Source organism: Hymenobacter aranciens (genome assembly GCF_030580865.1).
GTDB classification, from domain to species: Bacteria; Bacteroidota; Bacteroidia; order Cytophagales; family Hymenobacteraceae; genus Hymenobacter; species Hymenobacter aranciens.
Genome location: NZ_JAUQSY010000020.1, coordinates 1 through 17,580, shown reverse-complemented (window position 1 = coordinate 17,580; position 17,580 = coordinate 1). Strand labels below are relative to the sequence as shown.

Here is a 17,580-nt window from a genome sequence, read left to right as displayed (position 1 = left end):
ATTAATAATGAGCAATTAACAATGAGCAATCAGCAATTGAGGATGCGTCCTGCGTGATTGTTAATTGCTCATTATTAATTGACACGCAAGCGTCCGTCGGCCGCGTAGTTCAGCTCCCCCAAATCTACCAGTTCCCGCAACGCTGCCGTGGCGGCCGTGGCCTCCTGGGGCGCAAACTGCGCCAGCAGCTCCTTTGGGGTTTGCGGCGCGTCTTTCAATAGTTCCAGCAAGCGCGGGCGCCACGCCGCCGCGTCGGTCGCCGCCTTCTCGGCCTTTTTGGCGGCCAGGCACACGTCGCACACGCCGCAGCGCGCCGGGTTGGCTTCGTCAAAGTATTCTAACAATAGCTGTTGCCGACAGCGCGTGCCCGCCACGTAGTGAATCACGGCGCTGGTTTTGTGCTGGGCCAGCTCGCGGGCAGCCTTCAGGCGCGGCTCGTCCAGCGGCAGCTTGGCCGAGTCGTAGCGCTGGGTGATAAACATGGCCTGCGGCGACTCCTGCCGGGCCTGGTAATGCAGAATGCCCGCCGTGTGCAGGTAGCGCAGCTGCTGCCGCACCTCCGTCACGCTCCGCCGCAGGTGCGTGGCCAGGCTATTCTCCGAAATGGCCTGAAAGCCCACGAACAGCTCGCCCCCGTGCAGCCGCAGTAGTGCTTTGATAAGTTGGTCGTGCTGCGCATTGGCCACCTGGAAGGCGTACAAATCCTGGTGTCCCATAATCAGATGTACCCGCGCTGGCGTGTTCACTGCCTCGTTCACCTGAATAAACCCCTCGCGGGCCAGAATCCTGAGCGAATTATGGGCGTCCACCGCCCGGATGCGGTAGGTTTCGGCAAACTGCTGAATGTCGAAGTCGAACGCCGCCAGCTCGCCGCCGCCCACGGCCGTGCGCGAGTAGTTGGCCAGCGCCTGGTACACGCGCCGCACTGTGTCGAGCGGCGGGAAGGCCTGCGTGGTGCGCCGCCGGGCCTCGTCGGCATCGCTGGGGCCCGCCAGCACCACGGCGAAGGCGTACTGCCCGTCGCGCCCGGCGCGCCCCGCCTCCTGATAGTAGGCCTCCAGCGTGTCGGGCGCGTCGAGATGGGCCACCAGCCGCACATCGGGCTTGTCGATGCCCATTCCGAAGGCGTTAGTAGCCACGATGACGCGGGTTCTATCCTCAATCCAGTCCTGCTGCACCTTCGTGCGCCGCTCCGGGGCTAAGCCCGCGTGATACGCCGCCGCCGGAAACTTGTGCTGCTGCAGAAACGCCGCCGTGTCCTCCGTCTGCCGCCGCGTGCGGGCATACACGATGCCCGTTTTATTAGGCCCCACACCGCGTAGCACCTCCAGCAGTCGCCGCATTTTGTCCTCGGTATGCAACACGGAGTAAGATAGTTTCGGCCGCGCAAAGCTCTGCCGAAACACCCCGAAGCCCGGGCGGAACTCCAGCTTCTCCACGATGTCGGCGGCTACCTGCGCCGTGGCTGTGGCCGTGAGGGCAATTACGGGTATGCTTTCGGGCAGCAGCGTGCGCAACTCCGCAATGCGCAAATAAGGCGGCCGAAAATCATAGCCCCACTGCGAGAGGCAGTGGGCCTCGTCCACGGCCAGTAGCCCCACGTTCATCTTCCGCACCCGCACTTGGAACAATTCCGTCAGCAGCCGCTCCGGGCTCACGTACAGAAACTTCACATTGCGCCCATACACGCAGTTGTCCAGCGCGTGGTCGATTTCCTGGTGGCTCATGCCCGCGTAGATGGCCTCGGCCCGCAGCCCGCGCTTGCGCAGGTTTTCCACCTGGTCCTTCATCAGCGCAATCAGCGGCGACACCACGATGCAGATGCCCGGCCGCGCCAGCGCCGGCACCTGAAAGCAGATGCTTTTGCCGCCGCCCGTGGGCAGCAGCGCCAGCGTATCCTTACCGTTCAGCACCGAGTTTATTATCTCCTCCTGCCCGGGCCGAAAGGCCTGGTGGCCCCAGTGTTCTTGCAGAATGGTGAGGGGAGAGAGTTCGGTAGACATGGGATAGAAAGATAGCAGCCGCAATTTCTAACAGAAAAGTGGATTGCACTAGAGACGCAATATTTTGTGTCTCGTCGGTTGCGCCGTTGGGGAACCGTTCAACTACGAGACGCAAAATATTGCGTCTCTACACCCCACAAAAAAAGCCCGGTACCTCACGGCACCGGGCTTCTAAAGTCAGCTGGCATTCCCCTACGCAGCTACTTTCTCAGGCGTATTCTCGCGGTCGTCGATGGCCTTGCGCAGCTTGGCAATAGCTTGTACGGCGCGCTCCTCGTCGAGGCGGTTAATGTTAAGCAGCATCTTGGTTTTCTCCTGGCGGGTAATCACCGGATGATTCAGCAGACGGATAATTTCTTCCTTCTGCGAGGCCGTGGCGTAGTGCACCGGCGTGGGCTCGGCAGCTACGGTGGCGGGAGCATCAGCCGGCACAACTTGCATGGTGGGCAAGGCCACGGCCGGGGCCGGAGCAGCTACCGGCGCGGTGGCTACCGACGGCATGTTGGTGTTGTAGTCCATCTCCTCGGCGGGCGTGGGCTCGTAGCCAGCGGCGCGGATAATCCAGGCCAGGATGTTGCGGTAAGCCTTACCCACGGCGCGGGTCTGCGCCATGCTCATGATGGCAAACTCCTGGTAGAACTTCTTACCGCTCTCCTTATTGGAGCACACGGCGAAACCAGCGCCTACGGTGTGCTGCGAGCGCAGGTCCCAGAGCTGAACTTTAGCCTGGTACTTGATTTCCTGGTCGTTCGAAACGTTGATAACGTGCTCCACAATGGGCACGATGCCCAGGCGCGAGCCGGCGTACTGCCAACCTTCCACGTTTACGAACTCTTTGCCCTGCACGGTAGTGCTGAGCTTGTTGTCCTTAATGAACTTGGCGAGGTCCTTCGCCAGGTCCAGAGTCTCGTCGGAGCGGCTGATGTCGTAGCTCTCGACTTTCGCTTTTTTGGTAGCTTCCTTGGTGGTTTTGGTGGCCTCGTTCATGACAGTTGGCATTAGTGGTTCTGTAGTACGTTTAAAGTGTCTGGTCTTACAACCCAAAGATACGAGAGATAGTGCCAGAAATGCCAGAATTTTTAGTAAATTTTTTCTGCTGATGGTTAGTTTGTTAGATGGTATTTTGAAAAATATTATGCCCCGACCTGAAACTAAGCTAATTGGGAGGTTGATTTTTTTAGCATTCACTGCCGGAAAAAGCAAACGCGGCAACTCGCTGAATCGTTCGGTTCAGCGAGTTGCCGCGAGTAGTCGGGCGAAACGAAGTTCGGCGGAGCCAATTCCGCGCTGCGGTTCGTCCGACTACTTCTGGTAGAACGACCTTGGTGTTGGGTGTTAGGTGTTAACCACCCGAATACCTAAAACCAAACACCTAACATCAAAAAAAGCCGAGCAATGCGCCCGGCTTTTTCCATTTCAATCATTCTAGCGGAAGTGGTCGGACGAACCGCAGCACGGAATTGGCTCCGCCGAACCTCGTTTCGCCCGACTACTTTTAACCCTCCAGAATATGCCCGTCGCGCATCACAATCTTGCGGTCGGCCATATCGGCCAGCGTGTCGTTGTGCGTTACGATGACGAAGGTTTGCCCGAACTCCTTTCTTAAGAGGAAGAAAATCTGGTGCAGCTCCTGGGCGTTTTTGGTATCGAGGTTGCCGGTGGGCTCGTCGGCGAAAATGATTTCGGGTGAGTTGATGAGCGAGCGGGCCACCGAGACGCGCTGCTGCTCGCCGCCGCTCATTTCGCTGGGCTTGTGGTCGGCGCGGTGCTCCAGGTTCATCAGGCCGAGGAGCTCGCGGGCCCGCACGCGCACTTCTTTTTCGGTGCGGCCGGCGAGGTAGGCGGGCAGGCACACGTTTTCGAGGGCCGTGAACTCGGGCAGCAGGTTGTGGAACTGGAATACGAAGCCAATGTGCCGGTTGCGAAAGCGCGACAAGTCGTTGCGTCCCAGTGAGCTCACCCGCTCACCGTCGAAGAGCACCTCGCCCGAATCGGGCAAATCGAGCGTGCCCAGAATATGCAGCAGCGTGCTCTTGCCGGCGCCCGATGAGCCCACGATGCTCACGATTTCGGACTTTTCAATCGTCAGGTCGATGCCCTTGAGCACTTCCAGCGAGTTGTAGCTCTTGCGAATGTTAATGGCTTGCAGCAACGGCGGGCGCGGGGTAAGTGGAACGGTGCAAAGTACGGCATTTCCGGCCCGGCTGGTTCGTTTTGGGGCGCTTATTTGGCACGGTTGCGCTTGAAAAACGCGCCGGTCCGGCATATTCCTGCCACTTGTTCCGTACTTTCGCCCCCGCAAAGGCCCTCGCGGCCTCGCGTTGCGCAGCATCCAACCACCCCTCTCATTTTCTCATGAACATTCACGAATACCAGGGCAAGGAAATCCTGAAAAAGTACGGCGTTCGCGTGCAGGAAGGCATCACCGCCGACACCGCCGAAGAAGCCGTAGCCGCCGCCAAGAAGCTCACCGAAGACACCGGCACCGGCTGGCACGTCATTAAGGCGCAGATTCACGCCGGCGGCCGCGGCAAAGGGGGCGGAGTGAAACTCGCTAAAAACCTGGACCAAGTGAAGGAAATTGCCGGCCAAATCATCGGCATGCAGCTCGTGACCAAGCAAACCGGCGCCGAAGGCCGCAAAGTGCACAAAATCCTGGTGGCCCAGGACGTGTACTACCCTGGCGCTTCCGAGCCCAAAGAGTACTACATGAGCGTGTTGCTCGACCGTGGTACCGGTAAAAACGTCATCATCTACACCACCGAGGGCGGCATGGACATTGAGGAAGTGGCTGAAGCCCACCCCGACAAAATCCACCGCGAGCACATCGACCCCGCCGTGGGTCTGCAGGGCTTCCAGGCCCGCAAAATCGCCTTCAACCTCGGTCTCGAGGGTGAAGCACAAAAGGAGATGGTGAAGTTCGTAACCGCTTTGTACAAAGCTTACGACGAAACCGACTCCAGCATGTTCGAAATCAACCCGGTGCTGAAAACCTCGGACAACAAAATCCTGGCCGTGGACGCCAAGGTGACGCTGGACGAAAACGCCCTCTACCGCCACAAGGACTTCGTGGCCCTGCGCGACCTCAACGAAGAAGACCCGCTGGAAGTAGAAGCTTCGGCCTCGAACCTGAACTACGTGAAGCTCGACGGCAACGTGGGCTGCATGGTGAACGGCGCCGGCCTGGCCATGGCTACCATGGATATCATCAAGCTCTCGGGCGGCGAGCCCGCCAACTTCCTCGATGTAGGCGGTGGAGCTAACGCCCAGACCGTTGAGGCCGGTTTCCGCATCATCCTCAAGGACCCGAACGTGAAGGCCATTCTCATCAACATCTTCGGCGGCATCGTGCGCTGCGACCGCGTAGCCAACGGTGTAGTAGAGGCTTACAAGAAAATCGGTGACATCCGCGTGCCAATTATCGTGCGCCTGCAAGGTACCAACGCTGAAGAAGGCGCCCGCATCATCGACGAAAGCGGCCTGAAAGTGTACTCGGCCGTGTTGCTGAAAGATGCTGCCGAGCGCGTGAAAGAAGTGCTGGCAGCTTAGTAAGTAAGTCAAAAGCCGTCCGTACAAAAGCAGAAAAGCCCGCTAGACGAACCTAGCGGGCTTTTCTGCTTTTGTACGGACGGCTTTTGACCTTATTTCCCTTCGGCTACCCCGGCGTTTTCGCCAGCTTCCAAGGGAATATCTTCGCCCTGCACTTTTAAAGTAACTTCCATATTGCCCCGGGTACCCACTGAGTAAGGACAAATCTTGTGGGCCTGCCGCACCATCTCAATGGTTTTGGCCCGGTCGAAGGATTTCAAATCAACATCGAGCACAGCGCTCAAGCCATAGCCTTCGCCTTCCTGAAACAACGATACTGAGCATTTTACCTCGGTAGCTGGGTCGAGCTTATCGCCGGCCCGTTGGGCAGTAACCAGCAGCGCCTGCTGAAAACAGGACGAGTAGCCCGCCGCAAATAATTCTTCGGGGTTGGTAGCGCCTTTTTTGCCGCCAAGGCCTTCGGGCACGCTCATATCGAGGTCGATGATGCCGGAGGCAGAGCGTACGTGGCCGCTGCGGCCGCCCACGGCCGTAGCGTCGGCCGTGTACAAAGTTTTTTTCGTGGATTCCATAAGGTAAGAAAGGAAGATGTTTGGTTTGTCGGGCTTAACTCAATTTTACGAAGTGGGGTTGTGGCAACAAGCCATCCGGTGAGAAAAAGTCTGCCAGGTTTGGCAACGCCGGCTTTTGTGGCTACTTTTGCAGCCCCGTACTGGTCGCGTCGTACAACGGATAGTATTAGAGTTTCCGAAGCTCTCGATCTAGGTTCGATTCCTAGCGCGACCACGAAAAAACCCCTTTTCCAAGCCGGAAATGGGGTTTTTGCTTTTTCGGGGTACAACTGGGGGTACAAGCGCTAATTAGGGGGTACAAGTGCGTGGGAATTGGTAGTAGGGGGTACAGGCCTGCACTGGGTCAGGCCAAAGCCGCCCATGGCTAGAAAGCTTGGTACAAGGCTACTCAAGGATGAAGGGTTGCAGGGATAAGCTGTGAGTGCAGCTAAGCGCGAAGGGGCATCGGTAAAAACTCAGTCCAGCTACCAACCCGTGCCGTGAGTGAACGTCGTATCACATGACTAGGAAATAGTGGCTCGGATAGTTTGGCGCTGACCCTGGTTTAGCAGTCTGGGCCTGTAAGGGGGAGGCGCTTGGTGAGGCTTGCAGGGGATATAGCATGGCTGCCAGCGTATACTGTAGCCTATGCGCCGAGTAGGGCTTTTGGTGAGCCATCTTGCATCCCAGGTGCTGCAGCGTTCCGTGGTGCCAGCTGCCTAGCAACCTGCGCATGGACTACGTTGCTTAGTCGGAATTCTGGCGTTTGTGAGGCCTTCTATTTGCTTCAAGCGAGGCCACTACTGGAAGTATTGCTTGCATAAAAGCAGATTTTATGCAAGTGTCTGATAGATACGAGGCATGTTCCAACCCTGTAGGATGCTCGTAGCAAAATCGCACCCCAACTTAGCGTTGTTTTTAGTAGGGAGTATTGCTTGAATGTTTGGTTGAACTACCGGCCACATCTAGGGGCTAGATGAGATAGGGGTTCTATTCTTTGGTCGCATGCTTGTGGAGGCAAAGGTGGCAACTCTCAAGGTATGCATGCCATTCTCTCTCGGTTAAGAGAAGAGGTATACGCTGTTTCTAGACACTGCTTGGGCGCTTGGTTAGCGCGCGGAATTTGGCCGTCGAAGGGTGGTTTTTTCGCTTCACGCGAAGCGATTGCTTGGCGTTACGCTTCAAGTAAATGCGGTTTTTGCATAAATGATTGATAGATAGCGTATGTGGCCGAGGCCGGCGTAACACTTATAGCGAACATGCACCCCATTCTAGCGCTCTTTTAGCAACAACTTTCCCTTGGATGTACGCTTGGTGCACGCTTGAATTTTCCCTTGGTGTACGCTTGAATGTACGCTACCACCACTAAGGGAAGTGTTGCCTTGGCTTAGTAGTAGGCTACGCACTCCCCCGTGTAGCTTGCCCCTTGGCTAAAGAAAGAACAACTGCGCGCCTGCTTTGCACCAGCGGCGCTGACGCCTACGTTTCAACTTCTATTTCGAGGCCGGCCTCATTCCCCACATCGGGTGTGAACCGGCAGCTCTGGCTTGCCCGATGTGTTTCCCAAGTCTGCGCAGGATGCGCGCCGCGGGCATCGGTTCGTTGGCGACCCATCGTGGTAGCGCGTATCTACCGCTGCGGCCCAAAACGCCCCGGCCGGTAGACGAGTAGGGAGCAGGGATGAGGGCGGTGTGATATGGCGCAGAATCTGGACGAGTGGTTGCGCTTTACGACGCTGAATGTGCAGCCGTATGTGGGGATGGAGTATCAAAATTCTCTAGCTTGTACCTGCCTATGGCTTCCTTCCCTGCTCGCCTTACGCTGTTGTCCCTGGCTCTTGCCTGCGGCGTGCTTGCCAGTTGCCAGCACCACCCGGTACTAATGCCGGCCAGCATTCCTCTGCAGATTACCCTGGTACCTGGACCAGCTGCTGTCAACTGCTCCGGGCTTCCCGCGCGGGCGCAAGAACTGGCGCCGCTTGAGGCACCGTCTACCCGTCCGACACGGGGCTCTCTACAGATGGGCAGCTAGGGCCGCTACGCCAGCCGTAGCGTGTGGGAGTTCTTTGGGGTTGACTGCGTACTCCTGGCGGGCTTAGCCGCCGAGTTTCTCCTGGTTGATGCAGCCTTTAGGGCGGCACTCTGGTGCTTGGCTGGCGCGGCGGCCTCGGTGGTAACTGCTCTTGTGGCCTTTTTCATTCATGGGAGTTGAGCCCGCGCGGGTAGTTATTGCTTCTGTACTCTTTGGGCTTGTGGGGTGCTCTGGTCTGGGCTTTTTTTCTACTCTGCTATCCAATGGACTCCAACAATTGTTCCTCCTTACCTGGATGCTAGGCGGCATCCCCATTTTTTAATGACCAAGAAGTCACTTACCTGCTGCTAGCGTGCCCGGTGGAAACAGGCGGAGCGCCGCCACGCCCACGACCCAGCTTACGGCCATGCTGATGAGGGCCGGCCCCGCCACGCTGTCCCACTGCATACCGCCACTGTAGCGGACATTCAAAAAAGCCAACTGAGTCAGGTAGAAGGCCAGGTCGAGCCCGGCGGCAATAGCCGGCACCAGCCACCACGTATGGCGCACGGCCGCGTCGAGCGTCGGGAAGCCAGCGGTTTGCCGCAGCACCAGCCACCAGCTGGTCAGGCCCACAACGGCCGCCACTACTCGGATGCCGACCTGGTAGGCCAGGGTTTCGAACACGTGGTAGTTGCCCGTTCCACTCAGTAGCGCCTGCTGTCCCCAGCCGATGGGCATAAACAGCAGCATGGATAGCGCGACCACGGCTACTGCTGTCCACGTACGCTGGGCGCCGTCGGACAAGGCCTCGCGGGCAATGGTGATGGCACAGAGCCATACGCTGGCCCATACGGCGGCCTCCAGCAGTTCGGGAGCCAGGGTGAAGGGTGCGCGCAGGTCCTGGCGAGAGTTGCTCAGCAGCAAGAGCACGCCCACGCTGGGCACCAGCAGGGCGAAGAGGCCCGCCCGTAGCCCCCTGCGGGCTGGCTGTCGGTAGGCCCAGATGGTTAGCATGGTCAGGACGGCAGCCAACATCATCCCCAGCACGCTGGAGCCGATGAGCAGTACCTCGCCGAGGCTATCCAGCGCGTCGGCGTGAGCGAGTTGGGGAGCGAGCAGGGCAAACGCCAGGAAGAGGAGGAGCTTCTTCATGGGAATAAGCTACGCGGGGGCAGGTCGGGGCGTTGTAGTTCGTCTCCCATTGGGTTTGCGGGGTGGCTTGGGTGGGGCCACTTTGCTACGCAACTGCCGCAGGGGCGCCGGTGGGGTGGGCGCGATGGGCGGCAGCACGGGTGCAGGAGGCAATACACTGCCTCGGGCCAGAGCCTGCGCCCGCTCGGTGCTGTCGAGCCGGTGATGGATGCGGCGGAGGCGGACCTGGCGTGTGCTGTCGAACAGCCACCGCTGTCGCGCCTCGGCCGGGGCTACCTGCGCCTGGGTGGCCAGGGAGATGGGGAGCAGCCAGAGCAGCAGCAGATACTTCACTAAGTTAGGAGTGCGGGAGGCTCGAAGATAGCGAGAAAGGAAAACCTCGCTCGTGTGGGGCTTCTCTATTCCCCCGGCGTGGCATCCGAGATGCCCAGGTAGCCGGTAATCTGCCCAGCTGCTGGCGCCGTTCATTAGGCACCGGGCAACGTTCGGCGGGCAAAATGCCCGGATAGGCGAAGTGAATTCTGCCGGCGCTGGGGCGGACGGTAATTTTGTGACCGTTATCTACCCAACGCTCATGAAGAAGTATCTCTTTTCCCTGGCCCTCTGGGGCGCCTTCCTGACCACCCAGGCCCAGACCACGGTAGTGAACCGTGTAACCGGCATCGTCACCACCTATAATGGGTTGTGGAATAGCTCGACTGCGGCCATCAATCCGCTCAAGCCGGACAGCTCCCACGCCCTGTTGGCCTTTACCGTGGATGGCACGCGCTACTCGACCGGCGTGAATGACACCCGCCTGCGCCGGGCTGGCCTGGCCTTTACGGCCGGCACCTACCGGGCCCTGCCCGTGGCCACCCTGGCCACCCCTACCAGCAACACCAAGGCCGGCTACGGCCAGCTTTGCGACCGCGTCGACAACGGCCCGAGCGTGCCGGCGCCGGCCCGCAACTTCGCGGCCCTGCTCACCGACGGCCCCCAGGGGCTGGACTTGGGCACGGGCATGGTGAACCTGCCGGCCGGCACACTTGCCTTCACCATCTCGAACGTGTCGACGGCTGCCCTGGGCGACGGAGTGCCGGACCTACTGGTGACGCAGATTGCCTCCCCCGGGGGCGGGGACGACGTGTACCGCTTCCTTGATGCCAATGGCAACCAGCTCGGTAACACGGTGACCGTGGCCGTAGCCGGCCTGCCGTCGGTGGGACGCTGGGTGGCCGACTTCTACGACGCCGATAAGTCGCCGATGACCTTAACGACCTACACCAAGACGGAGCGGGAGCTGCGCCTGTGGGCGGCCGATCTGAGCATGTTTGGCCTGACCCCAACAACGCTGGTCCGGGTGGCCCGCTTCGAAATGGCGCTCAATGGGTCCAGCGACGTGGCGTTCGTGGCATACAACACCCGTACGGCCCAGGCCGCTGCCGCCGCACCGGCCCCGCTGCCGGTGGAGCTAACGGCCTTCACGGCCACGGCCACCCCCACGGCCGTGCAGCTGGCCTGGCGCACGGCCAGCGAGAAGGATGCCGCTGCCTTCGAGGTGGAAGCCCGTACCGACGGAGGCTGGGCTCGCCTGGGCCGGGTAGCCGCCCAAGGCACCAGCAGCCGGCCAACTGATTACGCTTTCGAGGCCCCGCTGAGCAGCGCGGCCCTGACCTACTACCGCCTGCGGCAGGTGGATACTGACGGCAGCGAGCACTTCTCGCCGGTGCAGGTGGTGCGCCAGATGTTGGGTACGGAGCCGCTGCGCCTAGTACCCAACCCCGCCCATGGGCAAGTGCAGGTGCTGGGGGGTGCGGCCGGTGAGGCTAGGCAGCTGCTCGATGCTCAGGGCCGGGTGCTGCGGACCAGTGATGGTAATCTCCTATACCTGGAAGGGCTGCCCACTGGGTTGTACCTGGTGCGGAGCGGGAAACAGACGCAGCGCCTGGTGGTCGAGTAAGGTCATAGTGCCTATGCATGAAAAAGCCCCGCTCGAGGAATCGGTGGGGCTTTCTTTATTCTACCGGCGTGGCACCCACAGTAGCGACGTAGCCTGGCCATCCAGTCTTGAGCTTGAAGTGCAGGGAGTGTTTATTGGGGGGAGGTAGGGGAAATAAAAAAGCCCCAGCCGTTGGGACTGAGGCTCCTTTATAGGGAAGCTTCGGGCTCGAAGCTCAATTTTATGCGGGTGTGCAGTGCTTTGAATACCTTTAATAGAGTTTCCAACGTGACGTTAACGGCGTTGGTTTCTAACTTGGAAATCTGGGTTTTTTGTACTCCCAGCAGGGCTCCTAATTCTGATTGAGTAAGGTTATTCTGTTTGCGGTATTCCTTTATTTTCAGAGGAATTAGCTCCAGGCTTAACTCGAATTCGAATTGTTCACGTTCAGCGGTACCGGCGGCACCAACATACTTGTCTTTTAGGTCCCGGTATTTTCTCACGCGAATCGGGGATTGCGCGGAGCCGCTATGTTGGTCTGTTTCTTTAGCGGGTCGGTCTTGCATATATAATCTTATTGGGGTGTGTCTCTTATACGTACGAGGGGAAAAGTGGAACCAAGGGCAGGGCGGCTACAAATGAGCGGGACGGCGGCACCCGTCCCTGTTCTACTCATCTAGCCGAGATATTCGCGGCGGATTCGCTCCGCTTTAGCAATGTCTGCTTTAGGCGTTTTTTGGGTTTTCTTGTCTAACCCGTGGGTGCAGACAACAAGGGTTTCGGTTTCTCCCCGACTGTCCCAGAAGGCAAACAGGCGGAAGGTATGGTTAGGTCCATCGACGCGAAACTCCCAGATGTCTTCAGTATTGGAGAGCTTTAAAAACCAGTCGCCTTTGAAACCACCTTCGGTTTTTTCAAAGGCTGTAACAAACCGTTTGCGAACGGCTAGTGGCAGGGCGGTTAAGAATTGGTCGGCTTCGTCAGTTAGGGCAATTTCTATTGGTTTGTTCATGGAATGGAAATTTAGGCGTGGGACATGTCACGCCACCGTGCATCTGATACTCCATAATTGGCGAGGAAAAGTGAATTAGCAATCGCCAGAAAGGCTGGCGTACCTATGCTAGCGATGCTAACATGATACAAATGTACGAAACAATACTCAAAAAGTCCGCTTATAGGCGGACTTTTTTTGGTCATGAAAAGCATATTGGTTTCATAATCAAATCAAAGACTCTGTCTTTGCGGAGCTTTCTTTATTCTGCCGGCGTGGCATCCGAGATGTCCGGTGCCACGGCAGCCACGTAGCCCGGCGCTTCGGACTTGCGCTTAAACTGCTTCGCGTGTTGCGCCTGCCCCCACTCGTAGGTCTAATAGCGTTATGCCGCCAACGAGGTAGTAAATGAGCGGGCAACTTCTGTACATTTGGTATGCTTAAAACTGTTCTCCTGTTTTGCCTGCTAACGATTCCTTTCGCCTGCACCACCCATTCTCCTGCGCAGGTGCGGGTGGAAAAAAAAGGGGTGAATGGGCATCGGTATACCATCTTCCATCCTGACCACTTATCTATTCAGGTCGTCACTACCCGGCCGCGGGTAGATGGAGAAAGATGTCAGTTGAGTGTGGCGGCGGCTTACACTGATTTGGAAAGCGATAAACCCCTGGACTTATTGGTGTGCCAGGGAGGGGTTTTGCAGGATTCGGCGCGTCTCGGGTATCTGGATGGGGTGTTGACGATTTTGGGTGACAGTTTAACAATCACAGCCATTGGCAAGGGGCAAACACCTTCTTACGTGCAGCAGGTGCGCCGTTTACGAGGCACTTTGCTCCTGCAGGAATTACTAGTATACAAGGGCAAAAATCAGCGGGCCGCCGGGGGCAGCTTGTTTCAGCGCCGGGCGCTGGTGGAGTTTTTACATCACTCCTTTGCCGTTGTGGAGGGGGAAACGAATAATTTGACTATGGGGCAGTTTGCGGATGATTTACTTGGTCTCGGGGCTGTTAATGCCTTATACCTTGATATGGGGGATTGGGACGAGGGGTGGTATAGGGAAGGGGGGGAAGTGAAGGTTTTGGGCAACCGGCGGACGCAGACGGGGCGGCAGTCGAACTGGCTGGTATTTGGGGTGGGGGATTAGGCTTATTTCTTTGCTGCGCGAATGGCCTCTACTTCGGCCGAGATTTGAGCGGTTAAGCGTTCGGCAGCGGCCTCTACCATGGCTAGCAGGTTAGCATCTCCCGGCCAATTTTGAGGTGCTTATTTCAGGTAATACTGTGTATGCCTCACTCACCGGTTTCGGCGGCGCGCCTCATGCGCAGGGCGTAGTCCAGGCTCACCGGCTCGGCGGCGCATCTCATATTGGCTACCGGCCAGAGAAAACGAACGATGTCTAACCGAGGTAGCTTCGACGCGGTGGCGTATGATGGCCAGGAATGCCGATTGTTTCCTACTTTTAACGCGCGTAAACTGTAGCTCAATGGAAGAGCGCCACCTTGCCAAGGTGGAGGTTGCCAGTTCGAGCCTGGCCAGTTTACCGACCAGGTGATATGTCTTTGAAGATTGTCCCCTACTTTTAGGTAAACTGTAGCTCAAATGGAAGAGCATCTGAATGCAAATCAGAAGGTTGTCAGTTCGATTCTGGCCAGTTTACCAATTTTTATACTATAGGCGATGTCTTTGCAGGAAGAGCCCCTTTTTTCACCGGAGGAATGGCAAGCTTGCCTGAAAGTGCTGCAAATCCTTTCCCGCAATCCCCAACTGGCCGACGACTCCCCGCAGCTCCAAGGGCTGGTGGCGAAGTTGAATCAGAAGGCCCGCAAATCGAAGCGCAAACAAACCCTCCAGCAGCAGGAGTCGGACCGGGCCATCAAGGAAAACACCTTCCGCTGCCGGCAGGAATCGGATACGCCCCTGACGCCGGCCTTGGAGGAAGGCACCCGGTACTTACACCGGTCCGCTCGGTGTTATGTGTGCAAGGGGCGTTATTTTGAGGTACACGCTTTTTACCATTTGCTGTGTCCGGCTTGTGCCCGACTCAATGTTGATTGTCGCTTTCAACGGACGGACCTACGGGGCAGAATCGCCTTGCTAACGGGTGGACGCATAAAAATTGGCTTCGAAACGGCTTTAAAACTGCTCCGGGATGGCGCTCAGGTAATCGTGACCACTCGCTTTCCGCAGGATGCCGTCAGTCGTTACGCCAAGGAACCCGATTTTGAGCGCTGGAAAGACCGGCTCCAGATTTACAGTCTTGACCTGCGGGATGTCAGGGCCGTGGAGGAGTTTATCGGGCACCTGAAAGGCACGTTGTCGCACCTGGACATCATCATCAACAATGCGGCGCAGACCATTCGGCGCCCGCGGGCCTTTTACGAGTCCTTGCTGCTTGCCGAAGAGGGGGGAGCCGCGAACCAGTTGGTATTAGCTACGCCCCCGCCTATAACATCCTCTGAGGGGCTGTCAGATACCCTCCCATCCTACTTCCCCCCAAACGTACTCGACCGGCACGGGCAGCAGGTCGACCTTCGTCCGCATAACAGTTGGCGGCTGCGCCTGGAAGAAGTGGACACCGCCGAATGGCTGGAAGTGCACTTGGTCAATGCCATGGCCCCCTTTCTGTTGAACAGCAAGCTGCAGCCGCTGCTACTGCAGTCGCCGTTCGAGCGGCGGTTTATTGTGAATGTCTCGGCAATGGAGGGACAATTCAATCGTGCCTTTAAAACAGAGTTTCATCCGCATACCAACATGGCCAAAGCGGCCTTGAATATGATGACCCGTACGTCAGCCGCGGCCTATGCCCGTGACGGCATCTATATGAACAGCGTGGATACCGGCTGGATTACCGACGAAGACCCCCACCCCCGGAAAGCCCGCAAGCGTAGCGCCGGTTTCGTGCCTCCTCTGGATGAAGTCGACGGGGCCGCCCGAATTTACGACCCCATCGTGCGGGGGATTACCCAGCCGCAGGAACCGCTGTCGGGATGTTTTTTAAAAGATTATCAGCCGCACCCCTGGTGAGAATAAAACCTATTTATTTATGAAGGATACCCATGTTCCGCTTGTTTGTCCGGTGCAGGAACCTGCCCTGGACCTGGCCGCTCAGCTGGAGCCGCTCGTGGCGTATTTGCGCACCAATCAGGCGTCCGAAACCGACCGTTCCTTTCCTCGGGGCACTATCACGTCCGATGGCCGACTGGATTTGTGCAAGCAGGACCTTGGTCCGGCCGGGGCAAAACTAGTCACCGAAGCATTGGCGCGGAATACCTTTGTGCGGCATCTGTTGCTGGGGACGAACGGCATCGGGGATGAAGGAGCAGCCCACCTAGCATCTTTAATTGAGCAGAATACGGCGCTTCAGACCATCTATTTGGGGTGCAATTATATCCAGACGGCGGGAATAGCGGCCCTTACCGGGGCGCTTCGGGAGCATACAACGGTCGAAGGGCTATGGCTGAAGCGAAACGCCCTACAGGCACCGGGCGTAGCGCACCTAACGGACTTGCTCCGGCATAATCGGACCCTTCGGGTGGTGGATTTAGTGAATACCAACTTAGGTGGGGAGGGGTTTAAGAGCTTGATAAAGGTCCTGATTGAGACCAACCGGACCGTCGAACGACTCTATTTGGGCGGCAATCAGCTTGGGGAAAAGGAGGCACCCTACTTGGCGGAGCTGCTGACGCACAATACGCAAATCGTCTCGCTGCAGCTGAACGTCAACCACCTGGGTGACAAAGGGGCTTATACCTTGGCCGAAGCCCTCGGTAAGAATAACACGCTGCAAGAACTAGGACTGGCCAGCAATGGCATCGCCTCGACAGGGGCCATTGCGTTGCTGCGAGCCCTGCAGCAGCATCCGGCGCTTCGCGTGCTCGACCTGGGCTACAGTCCTTCCACCCGGGTGCTCGGGGCCCCCGCCAACCAGTTGGACGATGAGGTCGCCCGGGAGCTGGGGGATTTTCTTCGTACGAACCAGCAGATTCAGAGTTTGAATTTGGTTCGTCATCAGTTTACGGAACAAGGATTTTACCAGGTGTTGAAGGGGGTAGAGCATAACACTTCGCTGCAACACCTGCTGTTAGACGGCAGCCCGCCGGAGCCCCTCAAAGAATGGCTTCGAGCTAGACAACGTTCAAGCGCTTCTAAGCCGAATATAGTAGCTGCCATTCGCAGTGTGTACCGCTAGGGACGGGGGGAAGTGGGGGGCTACTGCTTGAGGTGAGCTAATGTCCTTCCTCTCTCACTCGCCAGTTTCGGCGGCGTGTTTCATGCGCAGGGCGTAGTCCAGGCTCACTGGCTCGGCGGGCAGCCCCTGCAGCTGCGCGTCCTGCGCGACAGTGGTGGAGAAGCCGGCCCGGCGGCGCAGCTCATCGGCGCGGCGCACATCGGCCACGGGCCAGAGGAAACGCACGACATCCAGTTGGCCGGTTGAATGGCTTTTGATAAAGCAGTTCACCACCTGCGTGCCGTATAGCTGTTTTTTGCCGGCCTGCATGCGTTGTATATCCACAGCGCTTGCGTAGTGCTGGTAGGAAAGCTCACCTGCTTCAGCGGCCACCTTTAGTTGCGGCAGGAAGCGGGTCGTTTGGTTGGTGCGCTGGAGCACGCGCCAGGTGATTTCGCTGGCGGGCTGGCCCACTAGTGATTTGCCGGGGTAGCCGTAGCGCCGGATGACGGCGGTGACGAAGCGTAGGTCGGAGCTGTCTGGGGGGGCTTCCCAGGTGGGGGTTGCGCCGGTGTAGCCGGCTAGGGCACCGTTGGGGAGGTAGATGGGTTTCAGCAGCGAGTCGGCTTCAGCCCGCTCAAAGGCGGCGTCGTTGCGCCGCTCGTGCTGCTGGTAGGCTTGGTCTAGGCTGTTTAGCTGGTGGCGTAGGGTGGGGTTGAGTTTTTGGTGTTGTTGCGCTAGGGTGGGGAAGGGGAGGAGATAGAGGGGTAGGAGGTATAGTTTGAAGGTCATGGGAAGGGAGGAATAAGGAGGGACTCTTCGGTTGTGGCCCCGTCTACTTTTGACTCGATGTCGAAGTTGGGCCGCTGGCTGACAAGCGTGGCGTTACGACCGATTCTGAGGGAATAGGTGCGTCTGCCGTTATTTGTGAAGAAAAGTAATGTTTACCACCTTAGCGCGGCGCGGCCGGTGGCTTCGGCGGAGACATTGCTTGGGGTGGCGGACGCGGTGTATAGGTATTTAGTGGGTGAGGGAGAATTAAATGATTGTCTTATCAAACGCCCAATAAATATGCTCCTTGTTGAACCTACCCCTTATCACTTCTCATGGGTGCTGGAGGTGTTTGTCTTAGATGTGACGAATAAGCCACGCCCCACCTGTACGCTTCCCTAAGGAATGAGCCAGTTGTAAGTAGAGAAAGCCGTAACTTTCACTACCTGACGACTGACAAATGA

At 58.0% G+C, this 17,580-nt stretch carries 13 protein-coding genes and 3 tRNA genes; 8 read left to right on the top strand and 8 right to left on the bottom strand.

From position 1 onward, the window contains the following. Window positions 1–74 precede the first annotated feature (74 nt). The 3 genes from Q5H93_RS22110 to Q5H93_RS22100 all read right to left on the bottom strand — a co-directional run bounded on the left by Q5H93_RS22110 (window position 75) and on the right by Q5H93_RS22100 (window position 4,155). Window positions 75–2,003: a RecQ family ATP-dependent DNA helicase gene (locus Q5H93_RS22110; RefSeq protein WP_305008886.1), complete on the bottom strand. Its 1,929-nt coding sequence runs from the start codon at window positions 2,001–2,003 to the stop codon at window positions 75–77. A 192-nt stretch (window positions 2,004–2,195) separates the two neighbouring features. After that, complete coding sequence (locus Q5H93_RS22105) at window positions 2,196–3,002, bottom strand: hypothetical protein (protein WP_305008885.1); 807 nt, start codon at window positions 3,000–3,002, stop codon at window positions 2,196–2,198. Between the two features lie 496 nt (window positions 3,003–3,498). Beyond that, window positions 3,499–4,155, bottom strand: coding sequence for an ABC transporter ATP-binding protein (locus Q5H93_RS22100; RefSeq protein ID WP_305008884.1), 657 nt, complete (start codon window positions 4,153–4,155; stop codon window positions 3,499–3,501). A 203-nt stretch (window positions 4,156–4,358) separates the two neighbouring features. Here Q5H93_RS22100 and sucC point away from each other — a divergent pair, with 203 nt between their 5' ends. Next, complete coding sequence (gene sucC, locus Q5H93_RS22095) at window positions 4,359–5,552, top strand: ADP-forming succinate--CoA ligase subunit beta (RefSeq protein WP_305008883.1); 1,194 nt, start codon at window positions 4,359–4,361, stop codon at window positions 5,550–5,552. A 92-nt stretch (window positions 5,553–5,644) separates the two neighbouring features. On the opposite strand, the gene Q5H93_RS22090 is transcribed toward sucC, so the two are convergent. Beyond that, entirely contained in the window at window positions 5,645–6,124 is a 480-nt protein-coding gene (locus tag Q5H93_RS22090; RefSeq protein ID WP_305008882.1) for an organic hydroperoxide resistance protein, read from the bottom strand. A gap of 142 nt (window positions 6,125–6,266) precedes the next feature. On the opposite strand from Q5H93_RS22090, the gene Q5H93_RS22085 reads away from it, so the two are divergent. Further along, window positions 6,267–6,338 (top strand) — tRNA-Arg (locus Q5H93_RS22085). A gap of 2,129 nt (window positions 6,339–8,467) precedes the next feature. On the opposite strand, the gene Q5H93_RS22080 is transcribed toward Q5H93_RS22085, so the two are convergent. Further along, window positions 8,468–9,268, bottom strand: coding sequence for a hypothetical protein (locus tag Q5H93_RS22080; RefSeq protein ID WP_305008881.1), 801 nt, complete (start codon window positions 9,266–9,268; stop codon window positions 8,468–8,470). Window positions 9,269–9,842: 574 nt separating this feature from the next. On the opposite strand from Q5H93_RS22080, the gene Q5H93_RS22075 reads away from it, so the two are divergent. Then, entirely contained in the window at window positions 9,843–11,207 is a 1,365-nt protein-coding gene (locus tag Q5H93_RS22075; RefSeq protein ID WP_305008880.1) for a T9SS type A sorting domain-containing protein, read from the top strand. Window positions 11,208–11,395: 188 nt separating this feature from the next. On the opposite strand, the gene Q5H93_RS22070 is transcribed toward Q5H93_RS22075, so the two are convergent. Together Q5H93_RS22070 and Q5H93_RS22065 are read right to left on the bottom strand one after the other, a co-directional pair. Continuing rightward, window positions 11,396–11,752 (bottom strand): helix-turn-helix transcriptional regulator, encoded by a 357-nt coding sequence (locus Q5H93_RS22070; protein ID WP_305008879.1) that lies wholly within the window; start codon window positions 11,750–11,752, stop codon window positions 11,396–11,398. A gap of 110 nt (window positions 11,753–11,862) precedes the next feature. After that, window positions 11,863–12,198, bottom strand: a complete 336-nt coding sequence (locus tag Q5H93_RS22065) for a type II toxin-antitoxin system RelE/ParE family toxin (RefSeq protein WP_305008878.1) — start codon at window positions 12,196–12,198, stop codon at window positions 11,863–11,865. 415 nt (window positions 12,199–12,613) lie between these two features. Here Q5H93_RS22065 and Q5H93_RS22060 point away from each other — a divergent pair, with 415 nt between their 5' ends. The 5 genes from Q5H93_RS22060 to Q5H93_RS22040 all read left to right on the top strand — a co-directional run bounded on the left by Q5H93_RS22060 (window position 12,614) and on the right by Q5H93_RS22040 (window position 16,366). Next, window positions 12,614–13,321 carry a hypothetical protein gene (locus Q5H93_RS22060; protein ID WP_305008877.1) on the top strand — a complete coding sequence of 236 codons (708 nt, stop codon included), beginning with the start codon at window positions 12,614–12,616 and terminating at the stop codon, window positions 13,319–13,321. Window positions 13,322–13,646: 325 nt separating this feature from the next. Further along, a tRNA-Gly gene (locus Q5H93_RS22055) sits at window positions 13,647–13,718 on the top strand. Between the two features lie 43 nt (window positions 13,719–13,761). After that, window positions 13,762–13,834, top strand: a tRNA-Cys gene (locus tag Q5H93_RS22050). 20 nt (window positions 13,835–13,854) lie between these two features. Further along, on the top strand, window positions 13,855–15,201 hold the full coding sequence (locus Q5H93_RS22045) for an SDR family NAD(P)-dependent oxidoreductase (protein WP_305008876.1): 1,347 nt from the start codon (window positions 13,855–13,857) through the stop codon (window positions 15,199–15,201). Window positions 15,202–15,220: 19 nt separating this feature from the next. Further along, window positions 15,221–16,366 carry a leucine-rich repeat domain-containing protein gene (locus Q5H93_RS22040; protein WP_305008875.1) on the top strand — a complete coding sequence of 382 codons (1,146 nt, stop codon included), beginning with the start codon at window positions 15,221–15,223 and terminating at the stop codon, window positions 16,364–16,366. A 54-nt stretch (window positions 16,367–16,420) separates the two neighbouring features. On the opposite strand, the gene Q5H93_RS22035 is transcribed toward Q5H93_RS22040, so the two are convergent. Beyond that, complete coding sequence (locus tag Q5H93_RS22035; RefSeq protein ID WP_305008874.1) at window positions 16,421–17,137, bottom strand: hypothetical protein; 717 nt, start codon at window positions 17,135–17,137, stop codon at window positions 16,421–16,423. Window positions 17,138–17,580: the final 443 nt, after the last annotated feature.